We start from the raw sequence: 19,155 nt of genomic DNA on the forward strand, positions 1-19,155 counted from the left end.
CAATATTAGTCGAGGGTAACGCTCAGACCAAGGCCACGCAGCTCATGGAGCAACACATTGAGAGACTCTGGGATGCCGGCTGTCGGCATAGGCTCGCCCTTGACGATTGCCTCATAAGCCTTGGAACGGCCTACTACGTCGTCTGACTTGATGGTCAGAATCTCCTGCAATACATGACTTGCACCGAATGCCTCGAGTGCCCAGACCTCCATCTCTCCGAAACGCTGTCCACCGAACTGCGCCTTACCACCGAGTGGCTGCTGGGTGATGAGTGAGTACGGACCGATAGAACGGGCGTGCATCTTGTCCTCTACCATGTGGCCGAGCTTGAGGAAGTATGTGATACCCACTGTAGCCGGCTGGTCGAACATCTCTCCTGTCTCACCGTCATAGAGGTGCATAGAACCGAGGTTTGGCAAACCTGCCTTGTCTGTCCACTCCTTGAGGTCGTCGAGGTGGGCACCGTCGAAGATAGGAGTAGCGAACTTCACGCCGAGACGCTTTCCGGCAGCACCGAGGATAGCCTCGAAAATCTGACCGAGGTTCATACGTGAAGGCACACCCAATGGGTTGAGCACCAAATCAACAGGACGTCCGTCCGGCAAGAACGGCATATCCTCCTGACGAACGATCTTCGACACGATACCCTTGTTACCGTGGCGTCCGGCCAACTTGTCGCCGACACCGATCTTACGCTTCTTGGCGATGTATACCTTTGCCATCTGCAGGATGCCCGATGGCAGCTCGTCGCCGATGGTTATGGCGAACTTGCGACGCTTGTTCTCTGCATCGAGAAGCTTTGCCTTCTTCAGGAAGTTTGTGATGAGCTTTGAAATCAAGCCGTTTGTATGGTCATCGTCAGTCCAGTTGTTCGACTGGATTTCCTCATAGTTGATGTTCATGAGCTGGGTAGCGGTGAACTTGCTGCCCTTTGTGATGATCTCGGCACGTGAATAGTCCTTGATGCCCTGGCAAACCTTGTCCTCGGTGAGAGTCAGGAGCTTGTCAACGAGGATATCCTTCAGGTCGTCGATCTTTGCCTCATACTCCTCGTCTATCTTAGCAAGGATAACCTTGTCCTTCTGCTTTGAAGCACGGGTCTTGATAGCACGAGAGAACAGCTTCTTGTCGATTACCACACCGCTCAATGATGGGTTGGCCTTCAATGAAGAATCCTTCACATCACCTGCCTTGTCGCCGAAGATGGCTCTCAGAAGCTTCTCCTCTGGTGACGGGTCGCTCTCTCCCTTTGGAGAAATCTTACCGATAAGGATATCGCCTGGCTCTACACGGGCACCGACACGGATGATACCGTTGTCGTCGAGGTCCTTGGTTGCCTCTTCGCTGACGTTAGGAATATCGTTTGTGAACTCCTCAGTACCGCGCTTTGTCTCACGCACGTCGAGAGAGAACTCGTCGACATGAACAGATGTCAGCACGTCGTCACGGACGATACGCTCGTTGAGCACGATGGCGTCCTCATAGTTGTAACCCTTCCATGGCATGTAGGCCACGAGCAGGTTGCGACCGAGTGCGAGCTCGCCATCCTCTGTAGCATAACCCTCTGTCAGGATATCGCCCTTCTTCACTCTCTGTCCCTTGTTGCAGATAGGACGGAGGTCGATGGTCATGTTCTGGTTGGTACGACGGAACTTAGGTATGCGGTATTCCTTGAGCGCCGGCTCGAAGCTTACGAATTCCTCGTCCTCGGTTCTGTCGTAGAGGATACGGATTGTGGTAGCGTCAACATATTCGATAACGCCTTCGCCCTCGGCAGTGATCATAGTACGTGAGTCTACACATACCTGCTTCTCGACGCCGGTACCTACGATAGGTGCCTCATTGTGGAGCAATGGAACTGCCTGGCGCATCATGTTGGATCCCATCAACGCACGGTGAGCATCGTCATGCTCCAAGAATGGGATGAGTCCGGCAGCGATAGAAGCGATCTGCTGTGGAGAAACGTCCATGAGGTCAACGTCTGTCGGTGGCACGACTGGGAAGTCGGCATCCTGACGACACTTGACAACCTCGCGGATAAACGTACCGTCGTCATTCAACGGAGCATTTCCCTGACCGATCACGTGGTCTTCCTCATCCTCAGCGGTAAGGTAAACGACATCCTCGTTCTTCAGGTCTACTACACCATTCTCAACCTTACGGTATGGAGTCTCGATGAATCCGAGTTCATTTATCTTGGCATACACACAGAGAGAAGAGATAAGTCCGATGTTAGGACCCTCAGGACTCTCGATAGGACACAGACGACCATAGTGTGTGTAGTGAACGTCACGGACCTCGAATCCGGCACGCTCTCTTGACAGACCGCCAGGTCCGAGGGCAGAGAGACGACGCTTGTGGGTTACCTCAGCAAGCGGGTTGGTCTGGTCCATGAACTGTGACAATGGGTTGGTGCCGAAGAATGAGTTGATGACACTTGAGATTGTCTTGGTGTTGATCAAGTCTGTTGGCTTGAACACCTCATTGTCGCGCACGTTCATACGCTCACGGATTGTGCGGCTCATACGAGCCAGACCGATAGAGAACTGGTTGCTCAACTGCTCGCCGACGGTGCGTACACGACGGTTGCTCAAGTGGTCGATATCATCGACTGTAGCATTGGAGTTAACCAGCTGGATGAGATACTTGATGATCTCGATTATATCTTCTTTGGTCAGGATACGAACATCCTCGTCGGTATCAAGACCCAGTTTCTTGTTGATGCGGTAACGGCCCACCTTGCCCAAGTCATAACGCTTGTCAGAGAAGAACAGGTTCTGGATAACCTCCTTTGCACTTGCCTCATCAGCAGGATCAGCATTACGCAGCTGCTTGTAGATGTAGAGCACGGCGTCCTTCTCAGAGTTTGTCGGGTCTTTCTGCAATGTGTTGAACACGATGGAGTACTTGTTTGCAGACTCGGCATCCTTGTGGAGAAGGATAGTAGAAGCACCGCTGTCGATGATGTCCTCCATGTTCTCCTTTGTGATGACAGTCTCACGCTCCATGATGACCTCGTTGCGCTCGATTGATACAACCTCACCGGTGTCCTCGTCAACGAAATCCTCATTCCAGCTCTTCAATACCGTTCCGGCAAGAGTTCTGCCAACGGCCTCCTTCAGATTCTTCTTGTTCACCTTAACCTCCTCGGCAAGGTCGAATATCTGCAGGATGTCCTTGTCTGACTCAAAACCGATGGCACGCAGAAGAGTAGTTACAGGCAACTTCTTCTTACGGTCGATGTAAGCGAACATAACGTTGTTGATGTCAGTAGCAAACTCAATCCATGAACCCTTGAACGGGATGATACGGGCAGAATAGAGTGCAGTACCGTTGGCGTGCACGCCCTGGCTGAAGAAAACGCCAGGCGAACGGTGCAGCTGAGATACAACAACACGCTCTGCTCCATTAATCACGAAAGTACCATTACTCGTCATATAAGGGATCGTACCGAGGAAGACATCCTCGATAACAGTACCGAAGTCCTCATGCTCAGGGTCCGTACAGTATAGTTTCATCTTGGCCTTCAAAGGCACACTATATGTAAGACCACGCTCCAGACACTCATCAATAGAGTAGCGAGGCGGGTCGATATAGTAATCCAAGAACTCAAGAACGAAATTATTACGAGTGTCGGTTATAGGGAAATTCTCAGAGAACACCTTGTACAAACCGTCGTTCTCACGTTCCTCAGGCGGAGTGTCCAACTGCAGGAAGTCTCTAAAAGACTTTAATTGCACATCGAGGAAATCCGGATACGGCATCGGATTCTTGATGCTGGCAAAGTTTACTCTGTTATCAACGATTTTAGAAGCCATTACAGATTTTTGTTACCGTTATATAAGCCACCATTGAATATATAGAAGACTCTCAAAGGAGAGCCGGAGCCACTGCTGCGGTGGTTAACAACAGAAGCGCAAAGACACAAAAAGGTTAAGACTCTTCTATTGGAAGAACCTTAACCTTAAATATTTTTTAATACTCAATTACTTGAGCTCAACCTTAGCACCAGCCTCTTCGATAGCCTTCTTCAGGTTCTCAGCCTCAGCCTTAGCCAAACCCTCCTTCAATGTAGAAGGTGCACCGTCAACGAGCTCCTTAGCCTCCTTCAGACCAAGACCGCAAGCCTCCTTAACAGCCTTTACAACCTGAAGCTTAGCGCCACCTACCTCAGCGAGAACAACGTCGAAAGAAGTCTTCTCCTCTGCCTCAGCTGCACCACCAGCAGCAGGACCAGCAGCAACAGCAACAGCTGCAGCAGCAGGCTCAATTCCGTACTCGTCCTTCAGGACTGTTGCCAACTCGTTTACTTCCTTAACTGTCAAATTTACCAATTCTTCAGCAATAGCTTTGATATCTGCCATTTTATTCTAAATTTTTATTGTTTTTTTAATGTTAATGTTAGTGACTTTAATTGTTTTTATTCAGGACGCTCGCCTAAAGTCTTAAGCACACCGTGGATAGTGTTTGCACCTGATTGGAGAGCTGAAACGACGTTCTTTGCAGGAGACTGAAGCAAAGCAACAATGTCTGCGATAACCTCGTTCTTGCTCTTGAGAGCTGCAAGTTCCTCAAGTTTGTCAGCACCTACGAAGAGACCTTCCTCAGCATAAGCACCCTTGAGTGTTGGAATACCTTCCTTGACATAGCTCTTCAGCAACTTAGCAGGAACATTAGCTGTGTTACAGAACAAAACAGCTGTGCTACCCTTCAAGCAGCTGTAGAGAGGCTCGAAATCGATTTCAGAAGCCTCGAACGCCTTGCGAAGAAGATTATTCTTCACAACAACCATCTGAATCTCACTCTTGAAGCACTTGCGGCGCAAGTCGCTTGTCTTGGCAGCGTCCAGTCCGTGAACGTCAACCAGATAGAAGTGAGCGAACTCTTTGAGTTTCTCGCCAAGTTCAACAACTATAGTATCTTTTACTTCCTTTTTCATTTTACAAAACTTTTAGAGTTATTCAACTGATTTAGGATCAATCTTGATACCCTTACTCATCGTACTAGAAAGATAGATACTCTTGATATATGTACCCTTAGCAGCAGACGGTTTCAACTTGATTACAGTAGCTATGAATTCTTTAGCATTCTGATAGATCTGCTCTGGAGTGAATGAAATCTTACCGATTGATGTGTGAATAATACCAGACTTGTCAACCTTGAAGTCAATCTTACCGGCCTTCACCTCCTTGACAGCCTTAGCTACATCCATGGTAACGGTACCGCTCTTAGGGTTAGGCATGAGTCCGCGAGGACCAAGCACACGGCCAAGAGGACCGATCTTACCCATGCAAGAAGGCATTGTTATGATAACATCAATGTCAGTCCATCCACCTTTGATCTTTTCGATGTACTCGTCAAGACCAACATAATCAGCGCCAGCTTCTTTAGCAGCAGCCTCAGCATCAGGTGTGCAGAGACAGAGAACACGTGTAACCTTACCAGTTCCGTTAGGCAGTGTAACAACACCGCGAACCATCTGGTTGGCCTTACGTGGATCAACGCCCAAACGCACATCGATATCAAGAGAAGCCTCGAACTTGGTAGTGGTAATTTCCTTTACCAACTCTGAAGCCTCCTTCAAAGAGTATGCTTTCCCTGCTTCAATCTTATCAGCTACTGATTTTTGATTTTTTGTCAGTTTACTCATTTTCTTAAGTTGAAGTTATAAATTATTTACCAGGGAAGTCCCCATTTACAGTGATACCCATACTTCTTGCTGTACCTGCTACAAGTCTCATTGCAGACTCGACAGTGAAGCAGTTCAAATCCGGCATCTTGTCTTCTGCGATAGCCTTGACCTGATCCCAAGTTACAGAAGCAACCTTCTTACGGTTTGGTTCAGAAGAACCCTTCTTTACCTTGGCAGCCTCGAGCAGCTGAACAGCAGCAGGAGGAGTCTTAATCTCAAAGCTATATGACTTGTCAGTATAGTAAGTGATAACAACAGGAAGAATCTTACCTGCCTTATCCTGGGTCCTGGCGTTGAACTCTTTGCAGAATCCCATAATGTTAATACCCTTAGAACCAAGTGCAGGTCCTACTGGAGGTGAAGGATTCGCAGCGCCACCTTTAATCTGTAATTTGATTAATCCAGCAACTTCTTTAGCCATTTCTTTGTTTATTAAAAATTGATTATTATAAAAGAGTCACACACCCGTAACAGCGAGTTACTCTTTTGTTACTTGCATAAAACTCAACTCAAGCGGTGTCTTACGTCCGAAGATCTTAACCATAACCTTCAGCTTGTGCTTCTCAGTATTTACCTCTTCGATAACTCCAGTGAAACCACTGAATGGTCCGTCGGTCACCTTCACGGTGTCGTTGACAATGTATGGGATTGCAACCTCATCCACTATCTCAGACTCCTCAGAGCTTCCGAACATACGGTTGATATCAGACTGCTTTACAGGAGTAGGATGATCCAGACCTCCAAGAAAACCCAAAACGTTTGGCATGAACCTCAATGTGTGAGCGGTATCGCCTTTCAACTCCGCCTCGATAAGAACATATCCCGGAAGAGCGATTTTCTCTTTCACGACACGCTTACCATTACGCAAAGTAGCATGTTTTTCTGTAGGTATGAATACCTGAAAAACATACTTAGAAAGCAATTCGTTGTGTTTTAATTCTGCTTCGATGTATTCTTTCACCTTAGCTTCTTTTCCGCTAACGGCACGAAGAACATACCAGTTTCTTTTAGTTTCAGCCATTTTCTCGAACGATTAGTTAGGATAAACCACACTCATGACAAAGCTGAACACGGAGTCCATTGCGAAGACTACAAGTGCTATGATCAAGGAAGCAGATAATACAACCATAGCATTGTGGGTCAACTTACCCCGCGTCGGCCAAGTAGTTTTATGCGCAAGTTCGTCGTAACAAACCTTGCAATAATTTCCAAACTTTTTGAACATAATTATTGAATTAGCACGGGAAGAGAGGCTCGAACTCCCGACACCTGGTTTTGGAGACCAGTGCTCTACCAACTGAGCTATTCCCGTAAAAAAGAGTTCCGCTTTATTCCAAACGGAACTCTTGTATTTATCTGAAGACTATTGATTAGTCATCGATGATCTCTGTGATCTGACCAGCACCTACTGTACGGCCACCCTCACGGATAGCGAAACGGAGACCAACGTTCAGAGCAACAGCGTAGATCAAGTCTACAGTGATTGTTACGTTGTCACCAGGCATTACCATCTCAACTCCCTCTGGAAGAGAGATCTCACCTGTACAGTCCATCGTACGGAGGTAGAACTGAGGACGATACTTGTTTCCGAATGGAGTGTGGCGTCCACCTTCCTCTTTCTTCAGAACGTAGATCTGAGCCTGGAACTTCTTGTAAGGCTTGATCTGTCCTGGGTGGCAGAGAACCATACCACGCTTAATCTCGTTCTTGTCGATACCACGGAGCAGCAGACCAACGTTGTCACCAGCCTCACCCTCTTCGAGGAGCTTGCGGAACATCTCAACGCCAGTTACAACTGACTTCTTGTCCTCACCGAGACCGAGCAGCTCAACCTCGTCGCCAACCTTAACGCGACCAGTCTCGATACGGCCAGTAGCAACAGTACCACGACCAGTGATTGAGAATACGTCCTCAACAGGCATCAAGAATGGCTTATCCAAGTCACGTGGAGGCAGTGGAATCCATGTGTCAACAGCGTCCATAAGCTCCATAACCTTATCTACCCACTTTTCAACACCGTTCAGTGCACCAAGAGCAGAACCACGGACGATAGGAGTATTGTCGCCATCGTACTCGTACTGATCAAGAAGCTCACGCATCTCCATCTCAACGAGCTCGAGCATTTCCTCGTCCTCAACCATATCACACTTGTTCAGGAAAACAACCAGACGTGGAACGTTTACCTGGCGAGCGAGAAGCACGTGCTCACGTGTCTGAGGCATAGGACCATCGGTAGCAGCAACCACGATGATAGCACCATCCATCTGAGCGGCACCAGTAACCATGTTCTTCACATAGTCGGCGTGTCCCGGACAGTCAACGTGTGCATAGTGACGGTTAGCTGTCTCATACTCGATGTGAGCAGTATTGATGGTAATACCACGCTCTTTTTCCTCAGGAGCGTTGTCAATCTGATCGAAAGACTTAATCTCTTCTGAACCGAAACCCTTCTCGCTGAGAACCTTTGAGATGGCAGCTGTCAGAGTAGTCTTACCGTGGTCTACGTGACCAATAGTACCAATGTTTACGTGCGGTTTGGTACGTACGAATGTCTCTTTAGCCATAGCTTTTCTTTAGTTTATTATTTATAATGAATTATCGTGTTAATCGTGCTTCCTATTAAAAAAAATAAAAAAGCCGTAGAGCTGTAACCGAGACTTGAACTCGGGACCTCTTCCTTACCAAGGAAGTGCTCTACCACTGAGCTATTACAGCAGCGAGAGCGGAAAACGGGGCTCAAACCCGCGACCCCCAGCTTGGAAGGCTAGTGCTCTATCAACTGAGCTATTTCCGCAAAAATCTCTACTGAAGTGGGTGGTGATGGATTCGAACCACCGAAGTCGAAAGACAGCAGATTTACAGTCTGCCCCATTTGGCCACTCTGGTAACCACCCTTGTCATGTTTCAGACACCTTGCGTTTGAGCCTCTTGTCGGATTCGAACCAACGACCCCGAGATTACAAATCACGTGCTCTGGCCAACTGAGCTAAAGAGGCAAAACCTTGCAGCCGTATTGGCTTGTCGCAAGAGATGTGTCTTGAACACGGCTGCAAAGGTACGCATTATTTTTAAATCACCAAAACTTTTGGGCTTTTTTTTTAATTTTCCCTTGATTTTTCTTTAAATTTGGTCAGTTGAACCTTCATAGAGTCCACACACTGGTCGATTGCCTCCTCAAAAGTGTCGCATGTCTTCTCTACGAAAAGTTTGCTTCCAGGCACCGTAACACTAAGGCTTGCCTCCTTGTTCATGGCCGTTGCAGGCTTCACGACTTTCAGCTGTACTTCTGTGTTCTGGATATCCTCATAAGTCTTTGACAACTTCTCTACCTTCTTCTCGATGAATGCCTTCAACTGGTCTGTTGCGTCGAAGTGAATTGATTTAATCTTAATTTCCATAGTTCTTTCTCCTATATTAAAAAGGTTATCGCCGCGGATGAGCGGCTTTGTACTCTTGTTTAAGTTTCTCGAATGTGGTGTGTGTATAGATCTCCGTGGTGACCAGACTCTCATGTCCGAGCAGCTTCTGCACGCTTTCCAGTCCGGCGCCATGGTTGAGCATCGTGGTGGCGAAGGTGTGTCGGAGCACGTGGGGAGAGCGTTTCTTTGCCGTGCAGACCCGCGAGATGTTTTTCTTCACCCGGTATCTTACGGCTGCGTCATCCATCCGTATGCCTTTTTTCGTCACGAACAGAGCTTTGGTATGGCGCGTTACATTCTCGTCTCTAACCTTTATATAATAGAGAATCTCCTTTTTAAGTTCCTCGCCGAATGGGATTATGCGCTGCTTGCTGCGTTTTCCGGTCACCTTTACCTGAAGGTTTACGAAATCAACGGCATCGTCGTCGAGCGACGTCAGTTCCGAGAGGCGCATCCCCGTTTCATAGAACACCATGATTATCGTTCTGGCGCATACGTCTATGAATTTCGTCATGTCCCACATCGTTTCATCGAGCAGTTCCTGCATCTCTGAATCTTTAACGAATACCGGAAGGCGTTTGTTTTTCTTCACTCCTTCGATTATCCGTGAGGGATCTTTGTCCACGAGTCCGTGGGAGAGGGCGAACTTGAAGAACGACCTCACGGCGCTGAGTCTTCTGTTGACCGACGCCGCCACGTTGCCTTTGTCTATCATTGTCTCCATCCAACCGCGAATGATGTCTGAGTCGATGGTGTTCCACGACAGTCCGGCGTCGACATTCCTGAAATACTCTTCGAGTTCGGTCAGGTCTTTACCGTATGCGAGCATCGTTTCCTCAGAGAAATTGCGCTCGTAACGCAGATAGTCTAAAAAACGCCTTATCATCATCAATTCGTCACTTGTGGATTGTTTTCCGCTACGAAAATACTCACTTTTCTTCAATTGACAAAATTTTCCGCTTCTTTTTTAGTACGAAACTGCCTCCAGGACATTTATGCGACCCGTTGGCGGAATCAATTTAACCCAAATCAACCGTTAGGGCTTGCTTGGATTTTGTTTTTAGAAGGATGGATTTTGTTTGGCTTTTAACCCAAATCGGTCATTAGGGCTTGCATGGATTTTGTTTTTTAGAAGAGTGGATTTTGTTTGGCTTTTAATGAGTAATAGCAGGCTATTGCGAATTAAAAACGAGCAAAAGACGCCTTATAAAAAGCAAAAGACTGCAAGCAGTTATTAAAATTATACATTAAACGGCCTAATGACCGATTTGGGTTTAATGAGTAATAACGGGTGTCGATATGAATAAAAGCAGCCCATATAGCCGATTCTTAGTAAAAAACAAGAAATTCCAAAAAACTGTCAGATCATCTGGTTTTTCGCCGTAACACTCTGACAAGCAGACAGTTGACTGTCATCCGATTGTCAGGCAATTGTCTGGATGGTTAGCTGACGAAAGGAATTGTCAGGTGTAAGGAATTCTGATGACAGGAATTGCCAGCGTTGGCAGAATCACGAAAACAGGAATATGGGTATTAAAACTTTAACTTATTGGACAGACGTCTGACTGCAATTCTGCCCAACAGGGGCAAGCAGCGTGCCCATGATGGGTAAGCAGCGTTCCCCGGTTGGGCAAGCAGCGTGCCCATTTGAAGCCCCAACCGGTCATTATGTATAAAAAACAAAAGATGATACATCTGCACTTGAATCAATGTGCGAATGTATCATCTTTGCAAGGGCTCCGACTTACAGTAAAGTCCCGGCACCTTAAATATTCTTTTGATTATCTACCTAAGTACACCTCCTGTTACAAAAGAATTGTTCAAAAAACTTTGTTAAAACGTCTCTCTTGAAGGAGATTATTCCTCAGCGTCTCTCAGCTGCTGAACATAGATAGCGCGCTCCATCTTGAGTCTCTTGAGTACAGATGGCTTGTCGAACTGCTGACGGGCACGGAGCTCCTTAACAACACCTGTCTTCTCAAATTTTCTCTTGAACTTCTTCAAGGCTCTCTCGATGTTCTCGCCTTCCTTAACTGGTACAATAATCATTTTTTCTTTTTTGTTTTATTTGGTTATACTTAATTAATTATCTATCAGATGCTTTGATTAGCGGCTGCAAAATTACTTCTATTTTTCAAATCTTGCAAGTTTTTACGTCAAAATATAAGAAAGTTGCATACTTTCTCATGTAAAGTTGCTAAGTTTCCCATTAAAAACCAGCAAGTTTCCCATAGAAAGCAGTCTATTTCCCGAATTCTTTCAGTTTGTCGCCGTCTATAAATACAAAGCCGCTCTTTCTTGCCACGATTACTCCATCGGCAAATCTATACACATCTATCACATCATCGTCAAGGTCTACCTTCAACTCGATATCCTTGTCAGTAATAAAGAACCGCGTTCTCCCGTTGCTGTTTTTCATAAACGACAGGTTGTCAAGCTCAAGATATTTCGTGTAAACGTTTGATGCATTATAACTGCGTACCACTTTTCCGTCATCCTTTATTACGAAAGCACTGTCCTTGTCGTTCACGACGAGACACCCTTTCTCTTTGTCCAGGCATTCAAACCGGCTTATTTTCTCTATGTCGAGATACGCCTGCCCCCTAATAAAATTCCGGAATTTACCATACGTCTTCTTCGGATACTCCACAGTACGGATGTCTCTCATGTCCTCCGACGGCCAGACAATAGAATTTGAGAAAAGCAAAGTCTTCAACATTTCGCCATTTGCCAATGTATCACGGACGGAGTTTTTGCCTTTGGAAAAGGACTGCACCATGATTTTTCTTCCGCTCTGCGAATAAAGTTCCATATAGAACGTCTTGTTCAGATTCACTTTTTTATCGTCGTCATCAGTTCCGTAGCCGTTGCTGAAGACAGAGAGTTTCTGCGGATCCGCCTTCAACACGATATTGCCTCCCAAAGCGCCAAGTTTTGCCCTCCATTTTTCCTTCAGCATCATGTCAAAACAATAGACGTTGTGACAGTCTGCCATATATACATTCCCGTTCTCAAAACAGATATTGGAACCGAGATAGCCCAGCGACTTTCTCATTGGGTAGCACAGATAATAATAATGTGACGGTCCAAACAAAGCTGTCGTAAGAAGAGAACCGATGAGACCACCCGCAAAGAAAGCAGATGCGTCTAAGCCTTCGTCGTATGCTCTGACTTTCTTCTTGTACAGCTTTCCCGTTTCGAGGTTTATCTTGTATAAGTTGTCTGCAACGGCAAACAGGGTCTTGTCGTCATATAGTTGGGTATAGCATCTTTGGGCTTGCGAAGCCCATTTGTCACTTTCCCACAAAAACGAACCGTCGGAAATCCTGTATGCCAACAAATCCGGAAAGGCACCATTTCCCACGCCAAGCACAATATCCAGGGAGTCATTGACATAGACCGGAGTGATCTGGAGGAAAGACGCCACCTCGCCTGTTTCAAGTTTTCTGAACTCCACGTAATTGCGTATTTCCTTGTCCTTCCCCACTTCAAGCTGCATCACGGAAACCATATACGGACCATTGATTGAAAAGGAAGTGGTCTTTGGATTTATTTCCCTTATCCAAGCGGCTTGTTTCCTGTCTTTGGCCGAGTATACGCTAAGGAGTCCCACATCACCCGTTTTTCCCTTCTTCGTCGTGTCGCAGGTAATAATGGCTACATAGCTGCTGTCTTCTCCAAAGACAGCAGCCAGCGTGCCGCCGTTTCCGCCCATACGTAGTCCATAGAGTTCCTTGCCACGAGCGTCTTTGCCGTAGCTCAATATGTCTGACGGCAGACTTTTGTCGCCAGGCTTTTCGTTCTCTTCAAAGCGGCTTGCCGCCGACTGTCCACAAGTTACAATCATCATCAAGGCGACAAGCACGCTGTATTTCCGGATATTCATCATATCCTTGCGGTGTTAGTCTTCAACCATTCCTTCTCTTCGTCGTTGAGCAATGGCGAGAGCTTCTCGAATACCATCTTGTGATAGTCGTTGAGCCACTGTTTCTCTTCTGCCGTGAGCATGTCGAGATCGGCACAGTCAAGGTCGATAGGACAGAGGGTGAGCGACTCGAACTGCAGGAATTTGCCGAATTCCGTCTCAATGAAGTCTTTGACTATCAGCGTGTTCTCAATTCTCACTCCGAACTTGCCGGCGAGGTACAGTCCCGGCTCGTCGGTCACCGTCATGCCTGCCTGGAGCGGTGCCGGTTTCCATTCCATCCTTATCTGATGAGGACCTTCGTGTACATTGAGGTAGCTGCCCACGCCGTGGCCCGTGCCGTGCATATAGTTGAGTCCTTCTTTCCACATCGCCTGTCTTGCCAGGATATCAAGCTGGGTGCCGCTGGCATGGTTGGGGAACTTACACAATTCCAGTTGTATATGACCTTTTAGCACAAGGGTGTACACTTTCTTCTGCTCCTCGGTCACAGGACCGAGAGGTATGGTGCGGGTGATGTCTGTCGTGCCGTCGAGATATTGCGCTCCGCTGTCGAGCAGGAGGAAACCGCGCGGTTTCAGTTCCACATCCGTTTCAGGTGTAGCCTCGTAGTGAACGATGGCTCCATGTTCCTGATATGCGGCGATGGTGTCGAACGAGACTCCCTTGAAGAGCGGCTGCTCAGCCCTGAGCGACGTGAGTTTCTTCTCCACAGTCAGCTCCGTCTGTCCGCCAGCCTCAACGGCGGGTTTCAGCCAGTGGAGGAACTTCACCATTGCCACGCCGTCGCGGAGCATGGCACTATGGAATCCTCGGATTTCAGCCTCGTTCTTCACACACTTCAGATAAGGCACCGGCGATGCCGCCTCCACCACTTTCTTTGCGCTGACGGCAGAGAAGAGGGCATAGTTCACCTGATTGGGGTCGAGCAGGATATTGTAGCCATCGAAATGACGAAGTCCCTCGACTACATTTCCATAATCCTCCACCACCACTCCGGCTGTTTTGAGAGCGTCGGCTGCAGATTGCGCAAGTTTCACCTTATTTATATATAATATGGTCTTCTCCACATCGATGAGGAGATAAGCCACAGCCACAGGATTGCAATGCACGTCGGAGCCGCGCAGGTTCAGTGTCCATGCGATGTCGTCGAGGGCGGTCACGAGCAACGCCTCTGCCCCACTCCGCTTCACTGCGGTCCTGATTCTCTGAAGTTTGCTTTCAGCAGTCTCTCCGGAATATTCCAGCGGATGCTGAACCACAGTGTTCAGGGGGATTTCCGGACGGTCTTTCCAGATGATGTCCAGAGGGTCGAAATTGGTGCGGATGGTGATTCCTCCCTGCCGGCGCAGTTCTTCGGCAAGTCCTCTCACCTCGTTGGCGGCATTCACATATCCGTCGAGCCCCACTACAGCACCGTTGATATGGGCAAGCGACATTCCGAGCCATTGCGATATGGTGGGAGTTCCTTCAACGCGCTCTTTCATCAGTTTGAACTCCGTGCCTTGCAGCTGTTCCTCAGCCGCTATGAAATATCTGGAGTCGGTCCATAGCGCAGCCTTGTCCATTGTCACCACTGCCGTTCCGGCGCTGCCGTCAAAACCGCTTATCCATTTCCTGCCTTCCCAATGGGCCGGCACGTACTCTCCGTTGTGGGGATCGGTGCTTGGAAAGATAAAGGCGTCGATGCTCTCTCTACGCATCACTTCACGCAGAGCTGCGAACCTATCTTGAATCATTTGTGTCATAATCATAGTGCTTAATCTAACATTTGTAAAATCTGCTTTACAAAGGTATATCTTTTCATAATTAATAACAAATTATAAGACGATTATGTTGCAATTTATCGAGTTTTTTTTCCTAACTTTGCGGTGCGAATGACAAGACAACGAATATACATAAAAATAAATTTACAACTATGGAATTTTTAACTAACGAAAAACTTGTTATCGTCGGTGCAGGCGGTATGATCGGTTCTAACATGGTACAGAGCGCTTTGATGCTCGGCCTCACTCCTAACATTTGTCTTTATGATATCTATGAGCCAGGTGTTCACGGCGTATTCGACGAAATCCAGCAGTGTGCATTCCCAGGCGCTAACGTAACATATACTGTTGACCCGGCAGAGGCTTTCACTGGTGCTAAATATATCATTTCTTCAGGTGGCGCTCCTCGCAAGGACGGCATGACACGTGAGGATTTGCTGAAGGGCAACTGCAAGATCGCCGCTGAGTTCGGTGACAACATCAAGAAATATTGCCCTGATGTTAAGCACGTGGTTGTTATCTTCAACCCTGCTGACGTAACAGCCCTGACAGCACTCATCCACTCTGGTCTGAAGCCAAACCAGCTGACTTCTCTCGCTGCCCTCGACTCTACTCGTCTGCAGCAGGCTCTCGCACTGGAGTTCGGCGTTCAGCAGGACAAGGTGACCGGTGCTCATACATACGGTGGCCACGGCGAGCAGATGGCTGTATTCGCTTCTCAGGTTAAGGTTGACGGCAAGCCTCTCTCAGAGATGGGCCTCTCTGCAGAGCGTTGGGAGGAAATCAAGCACCACACAGTACAGGGTGGTTCTAACATCATCAAGCTCCGCGGCCGCAGCTCTTTCCAGAGCCCAGCTTACAATGCCGTGAAGATGATCGAGGCTGCCATGGGCGGCAAGGAGTTCACACTGCCTGCAGGATGCTACGTAAACTGCGACAAGTGCGGATTCAAGAACGTGATGATGGCTATGCCTACAACTATCGACAAGACTGGCGTTCACTTCGTTGAACCTAAGGGAACAGAAGAGGAGATGGCTTCTCTTGCCAAGTCTTATGAGCACCTCTGCAAGATGCGCGACGAGATCGTTGAACTCGGCATCGTTCCTCCTGTGGCAGAGTGGACAAAGATGAACCCGAACCTCTAATAGCTAACAAGCCACTGCGGAGGGGACATACTTTCCGCATGCGGTAATACGCTACAACAAAATTTTAAAAGGAGATGGATTAACGCCATCTCCTTTTTTTGTATATATAGAAGTGGTGCAAGGCACAAATCTGCGCAACCATCCCAACTTACGACTATCGACATATCCGGCATATTTAACGATATATTTAAAAAACATTCAACAGCAACATAACATTAAATTAATTCTATAGGCCAATTAGCGACATTCTATAATTTATATGTTGAAAACATGCTACAGAATGCATTTTATTCATATTATATTTGGAGATAAAAGACAGATTATATACTTTTGCAACACATTATTCAAAGCGTTAATAAACATTACTAACCTGAGTTCGGGATAAGCGACAGTCGTTTTTCTTGCTATGCCAGATTTCCGATAGGTGCATATTACATTTGCCCTCCAAACAATATGGATGGCAAAATGCAAGGATTGTAAAGTCCAAATGAAGTTTACTTTATAACAGCAAGCTGTCCGTCAACATTCTCTATGCAATAGTCAATGTTGATGGATGGCTTCTTTTCAAAGAAGCTATACGCAGCCAAAACAGAAAGGACATTCATTACGAAATTGAACACGCTACGATGTCTTGAATGTACAAGTTGTGCAACATTCTTAAGTTCGTCATTGATGGTTTCTATGACAGATCTTTTACGCAACAGAATCTTGTCATACAATGGCATAAGCTTGTTTTTCATATTGCATTTCAAGCCAGTGACAATTTCTATACCGTCGTTAAACAATCTCTCAAACAAGCCATGCGAAATATATCCTTTGTCTGCGAATAATTTTCCGAACACATTATCACTCAATCTGTTAAAAACATCTGTATTTCTATCGTCAACATTCGCTTTCGTAAGCATAAAGTTAAGCAGTTCACCTCTCTCATTGCATATCAGGTGTAACTTGAAACCGAAATACCATCCCATGGTGCTTTTGCCTCTTTCTGCATAACCACGGAACACCTTATTCCTTGTTATACGCTTGTTGTGGCATACAGGAATGCATGTACTGTCAATGAAACTTATACCCGTGCATCTACCAAAGCAAAACAGTTGGAGGAACAGCATCATCTCAACCGCGACTCTGGACTCGAGTTCAACAAAGCGGTTATATGAGAGCTGCTTTGGGAACAAGTCGTGCAGGTGCACCTTGACATAAAAGAGGTAATAATGCTTGAAGTTGCGGAAAGTATTGAAATGAAAGCAGATGAGTATTGTCATGATTTCCGACCGGCTCATAGTACATTTCCGATTGCGGTGCTTACGCCCGTCAGGCTCACAAATGGACATGCGGGCAATCTCTTTATCATATTCTTGGCAAAAATCATCGATAATACAGAAAATTTCAGTAATTTTGTCCTTGGTAATCTCCATAACTATAGTATCCTTTTACTTTATAACTAATTGATTTACAACCATAAAGGTACTAAAAATTATTGAGATTACCAACTTTTATAAAGACTTTCTTATCCCGAACTCAGGTTACTAACTAAAAAACTTTAAAACATGAAAAAGTTATTTTATTGGGTATGTGTTTTATTAGCCGCCACTACTATTGCAGCTTGCAGCAGCAATGACGACTTTTATCCTAACAACACAAATTGAATCAAGTCAACAATGTTGAAAACTTCGAAAGCATCAAATCACGCATCATTACGCTTGGCAAAAAGGATTTGGGGTACAACCGAACAGTCGTTTGCCAGTGCCAATCTTTGGAATAACGAATAAAAAAGGAATACAATATGAGAAAGTTAGTTTTATTCATTTTATTGTTGTTCAGTTTCTATAGCTTCGCAGCTGAACAGCAGGACTCCGTTGCGAAAAGCAGACATAGGGTGACATTATATGGAGATACGGAAGAAAGTGTATCACCAAGACAGCATGGCCTAATTCCAATCATGTCATTCACCACGATAGGTATAGAACCCGTGAGAAGACTGACAATCGGCGTGTCATATATCGGATACCTTGGGCTATACAAGGACAGCGAGAGGAAGACATACTACCAAACGCAAGGCATAGGAGGTGAATGCGGCTGGCAACTCTTCAAGGCAAAGAAAGACGGTACGTTTTGGGACAAAGGCGACGAAATAGACATAAGAGCGAGATATGGCCATAGCATCGGTTACGGTTGCGGCGACCTGAAATTTGACCTGTACGACGCAGCCATAATATACAGATATATGCGCTCGGTAATAGACCTATCCTTAGCCGTCGGCTATAGGTTTATCAATTCCCACAGCTCTGAAGTAAGAAACCACAGTAACGTATACCTTGGTATAGGAATTGGTATATAAATCAACAATGCTCATGCCGAGCGTACAGATATGCGGGCGACAAGGAAGACAATTCCATGTCGCCCGTTTTCTTGATGAATAATATTTGATTAATATTTTCCCACACGGCGTGGGGGATTTTTGGCATATATTTTTGTCTTCGTATTTTGGGGCAATTCATTTAACCCAAATCGCAAACAAGTATCTCTGCCGAAGGTTATATCGTTTATCGCCTCAATGACCACAGCTTTGCTCTTGACAAAGAATAATTATCCTGCAACTGCTGAATGACAAAAAAAAGAAGTACATTTGCAGAAGATTAATAATATACATAACAAGAAAAATCAATGGCACTTATAAAATCAATAAAGGGTCTCACTCCGAAATGGGGCAAGGACTGCTATTTCAGTGAGAACGCCGCAATTGTCGGCGAAGTGACGATGGGCGACGAATGCTCAATATGGTTCAATGCCGTGGTGCGCGGCGATGTGGCTCCCATTACGATCGGCAACAGAGTGAACGTGCAGGACGGAGCCTGCGTACATGTGACCAACCAGACAGGACCCACGATAATCGAGGACGATGTGTCAATAGGCCACAATGCCACAGTACATGCATGCACAGTGCGCCGAGGTGCCCTGATAGGCATGGGCGCGACGGTGCTCGACAACGCTGAAGTGGGCAAAGGAGCAGTAGTTGCCGCCGGAGCACTCGTTCTGGGAGGCACTAAAATCGGCGAACATGAAATCTGGGGTGGCGTACCGGCAAAGTTCATCAAGAAGACGAGACCGAACCAGGCGGAGAGCTTCGCACAACACTACGTGGAATATTCAAAGTGGTATCTTGAGGAACAAGACTGAAAACGACATCCCCACAATCCAAGAGCAT

At 46.5% G+C, this 19,155-nt stretch carries 17 protein-coding genes and 5 tRNA genes; 3 read left to right on the forward strand and 19 right to left on the reverse strand.

From position 1 onward, the window contains the following. Positions 1–5: 5 nt before the first annotated feature. The 18 genes from rpoB to CCC32_RS12125 form a co-directional block, all read right to left on the reverse strand. On the reverse strand, positions 6–3,818 hold the full coding sequence (gene rpoB, locus CCC32_RS12045) for a DNA-directed RNA polymerase subunit beta (protein WP_022317237.1): 3,813 nt from the start codon (positions 3,816–3,818) through the stop codon (positions 6–8). 168 nt (positions 3,819–3,986) lie between these two features. Further along, entirely contained in the window at positions 3,987–4,364 is a 378-nt protein-coding gene (gene rplL, locus CCC32_RS12050) for a 50S ribosomal protein L7/L12 (protein ID WP_022317236.1), read from the reverse strand. A gap of 56 nt (positions 4,365–4,420) precedes the next feature. Next, complete coding sequence (gene rplJ, locus CCC32_RS12055) at positions 4,421–4,939, reverse strand: 50S ribosomal protein L10 (protein ID WP_022317235.1); 519 nt, start codon at positions 4,937–4,939, stop codon at positions 4,421–4,423. A gap of 18 nt (positions 4,940–4,957) precedes the next feature. Then, positions 4,958–5,650 carry a 50S ribosomal protein L1 gene (rplA, locus tag CCC32_RS12060; protein WP_022317234.1) on the reverse strand — a complete coding sequence of 231 codons (693 nt, stop codon included), beginning with the start codon at positions 5,648–5,650 and terminating at the stop codon, positions 4,958–4,960. Positions 5,651–5,672: 22 nt separating this feature from the next. Beyond that, entirely contained in the window at positions 5,673–6,113 is a 441-nt protein-coding gene (gene rplK, locus CCC32_RS12065; protein ID WP_022316015.1) for a 50S ribosomal protein L11, read from the reverse strand. A gap of 57 nt (positions 6,114–6,170) precedes the next feature. Beyond that, entirely contained in the window at positions 6,171–6,713 is a 543-nt protein-coding gene (gene nusG / locus CCC32_RS12070) for a transcription termination/antitermination protein NusG (RefSeq protein ID WP_287074813.1), read from the reverse strand. Between the two features lie 12 nt (positions 6,714–6,725). Next, entirely contained in the window at positions 6,726–6,917 is a 192-nt protein-coding gene (secE, locus tag CCC32_RS12735) for a preprotein translocase subunit SecE (RefSeq protein ID WP_353756629.1), read from the reverse strand. Positions 6,918–6,931: 14 nt separating this feature from the next. After that, positions 6,932–7,004: transfer RNA gene (locus tag CCC32_RS12075), tRNA-Trp, on the reverse strand. A gap of 58 nt (positions 7,005–7,062) precedes the next feature. After that, entirely contained in the window at positions 7,063–8,256 is a 1,194-nt protein-coding gene (tuf, locus tag CCC32_RS12080; protein ID WP_042520216.1) for an elongation factor Tu, read from the reverse strand. Between the two features lie 79 nt (positions 8,257–8,335). Continuing rightward, positions 8,336–8,407 (reverse strand) — tRNA-Thr (locus CCC32_RS12085). Between the two features lie 6 nt (positions 8,408–8,413). Beyond that, positions 8,414–8,486, reverse strand: a tRNA-Gly gene (locus CCC32_RS12090). A 17-nt stretch (positions 8,487–8,503) separates the two neighbouring features. Next, a tRNA-Tyr gene (locus CCC32_RS12095) sits at positions 8,504–8,586 on the reverse strand. Positions 8,587–8,614: 28 nt separating this feature from the next. Next, positions 8,615–8,688, reverse strand: a tRNA-Thr gene (locus tag CCC32_RS12100). A gap of 102 nt (positions 8,689–8,790) precedes the next feature. After that, positions 8,791–9,090: a ribosome hibernation-promoting factor, HPF/YfiA family gene (hpf, locus tag CCC32_RS12105; protein WP_022316019.1), complete on the reverse strand. Its 300-nt coding sequence runs from the start codon at positions 9,088–9,090 to the stop codon at positions 8,791–8,793. Between the two features lie 25 nt (positions 9,091–9,115). Continuing rightward, positions 9,116–10,000, reverse strand: coding sequence for a tyrosine-type recombinase/integrase (locus CCC32_RS12110; protein ID WP_287074817.1), 885 nt, complete (start codon positions 9,998–10,000; stop codon positions 9,116–9,118). A 968-nt stretch (positions 10,001–10,968) separates the two neighbouring features. Next, positions 10,969–11,160 (reverse strand): 30S ribosomal protein S21, encoded by a 192-nt coding sequence (gene rpsU, locus CCC32_RS12115; RefSeq protein ID WP_022316160.1) that lies wholly within the window; start codon positions 11,158–11,160, stop codon positions 10,969–10,971. A 193-nt stretch (positions 11,161–11,353) separates the two neighbouring features. Continuing rightward, entirely contained in the window at positions 11,354–13,000 is a 1,647-nt protein-coding gene (locus tag CCC32_RS12120; RefSeq protein ID WP_287074820.1) for a hypothetical protein, read from the reverse strand. Next, the gene (locus CCC32_RS12125; RefSeq protein ID WP_287074882.1) at positions 12,997–14,784 is read right to left on the reverse strand and encodes an aminopeptidase P family protein; all 1,788 of its coding nucleotides are present in this window, start codon (positions 14,782–14,784) and stop codon (positions 12,997–12,999) included. Before CCC32_RS12125 ends, CCC32_RS12120 begins: the two co-directional genes overlap by 4 nt. Before the next feature lie 170 nt (positions 14,785–14,954). On the opposite strand from CCC32_RS12125, the gene CCC32_RS12130 reads away from it, so the two are divergent. Continuing rightward, positions 14,955–15,947 carry a malate dehydrogenase gene (locus CCC32_RS12130; RefSeq protein ID WP_022315707.1) on the forward strand — a complete coding sequence of 331 codons (993 nt, stop codon included), beginning with the start codon at positions 14,955–14,957 and terminating at the stop codon, positions 15,945–15,947. A 494-nt stretch (positions 15,948–16,441) separates the two neighbouring features. Here the strand turns inward: CCC32_RS12130 and CCC32_RS12135 are convergent, their stop codons facing one another. Then, the gene (locus CCC32_RS12135; protein WP_287071600.1) at positions 16,442–17,365 is read right to left on the reverse strand and encodes an IS982 family transposase; all 924 of its coding nucleotides are present in this window, start codon (positions 17,363–17,365) and stop codon (positions 16,442–16,444) included. 368 nt (positions 17,366–17,733) lie between these two features. On the opposite strand from CCC32_RS12135, the gene CCC32_RS12140 reads away from it, so the two are divergent. Together CCC32_RS12140 and CCC32_RS12145 are read left to right on the forward strand one after the other, a co-directional pair. After that, a complete protein-coding gene (locus CCC32_RS12140; RefSeq protein ID WP_287074822.1) occupies positions 17,734–18,288 on the forward strand; it encodes a hypothetical protein in 555 nt (184 codons plus the stop codon). A 326-nt stretch (positions 18,289–18,614) separates the two neighbouring features. Then, positions 18,615–19,127 (forward strand): gamma carbonic anhydrase family protein, encoded by a 513-nt coding sequence (locus CCC32_RS12145; protein ID WP_287074824.1) that lies wholly within the window; start codon positions 18,615–18,617, stop codon positions 19,125–19,127. The last annotated feature ends 28 nt before the right edge of the window (positions 19,128–19,155 follow it).

The sequence above is a fragment of the Prevotella sp. LMAG:51 genome (assembly GCF_008680225.1).
GTDB classification, from domain to species: Bacteria; Bacteroidota; Bacteroidia; order Bacteroidales; family Bacteroidaceae; genus Prevotella; species Prevotella pectinovora.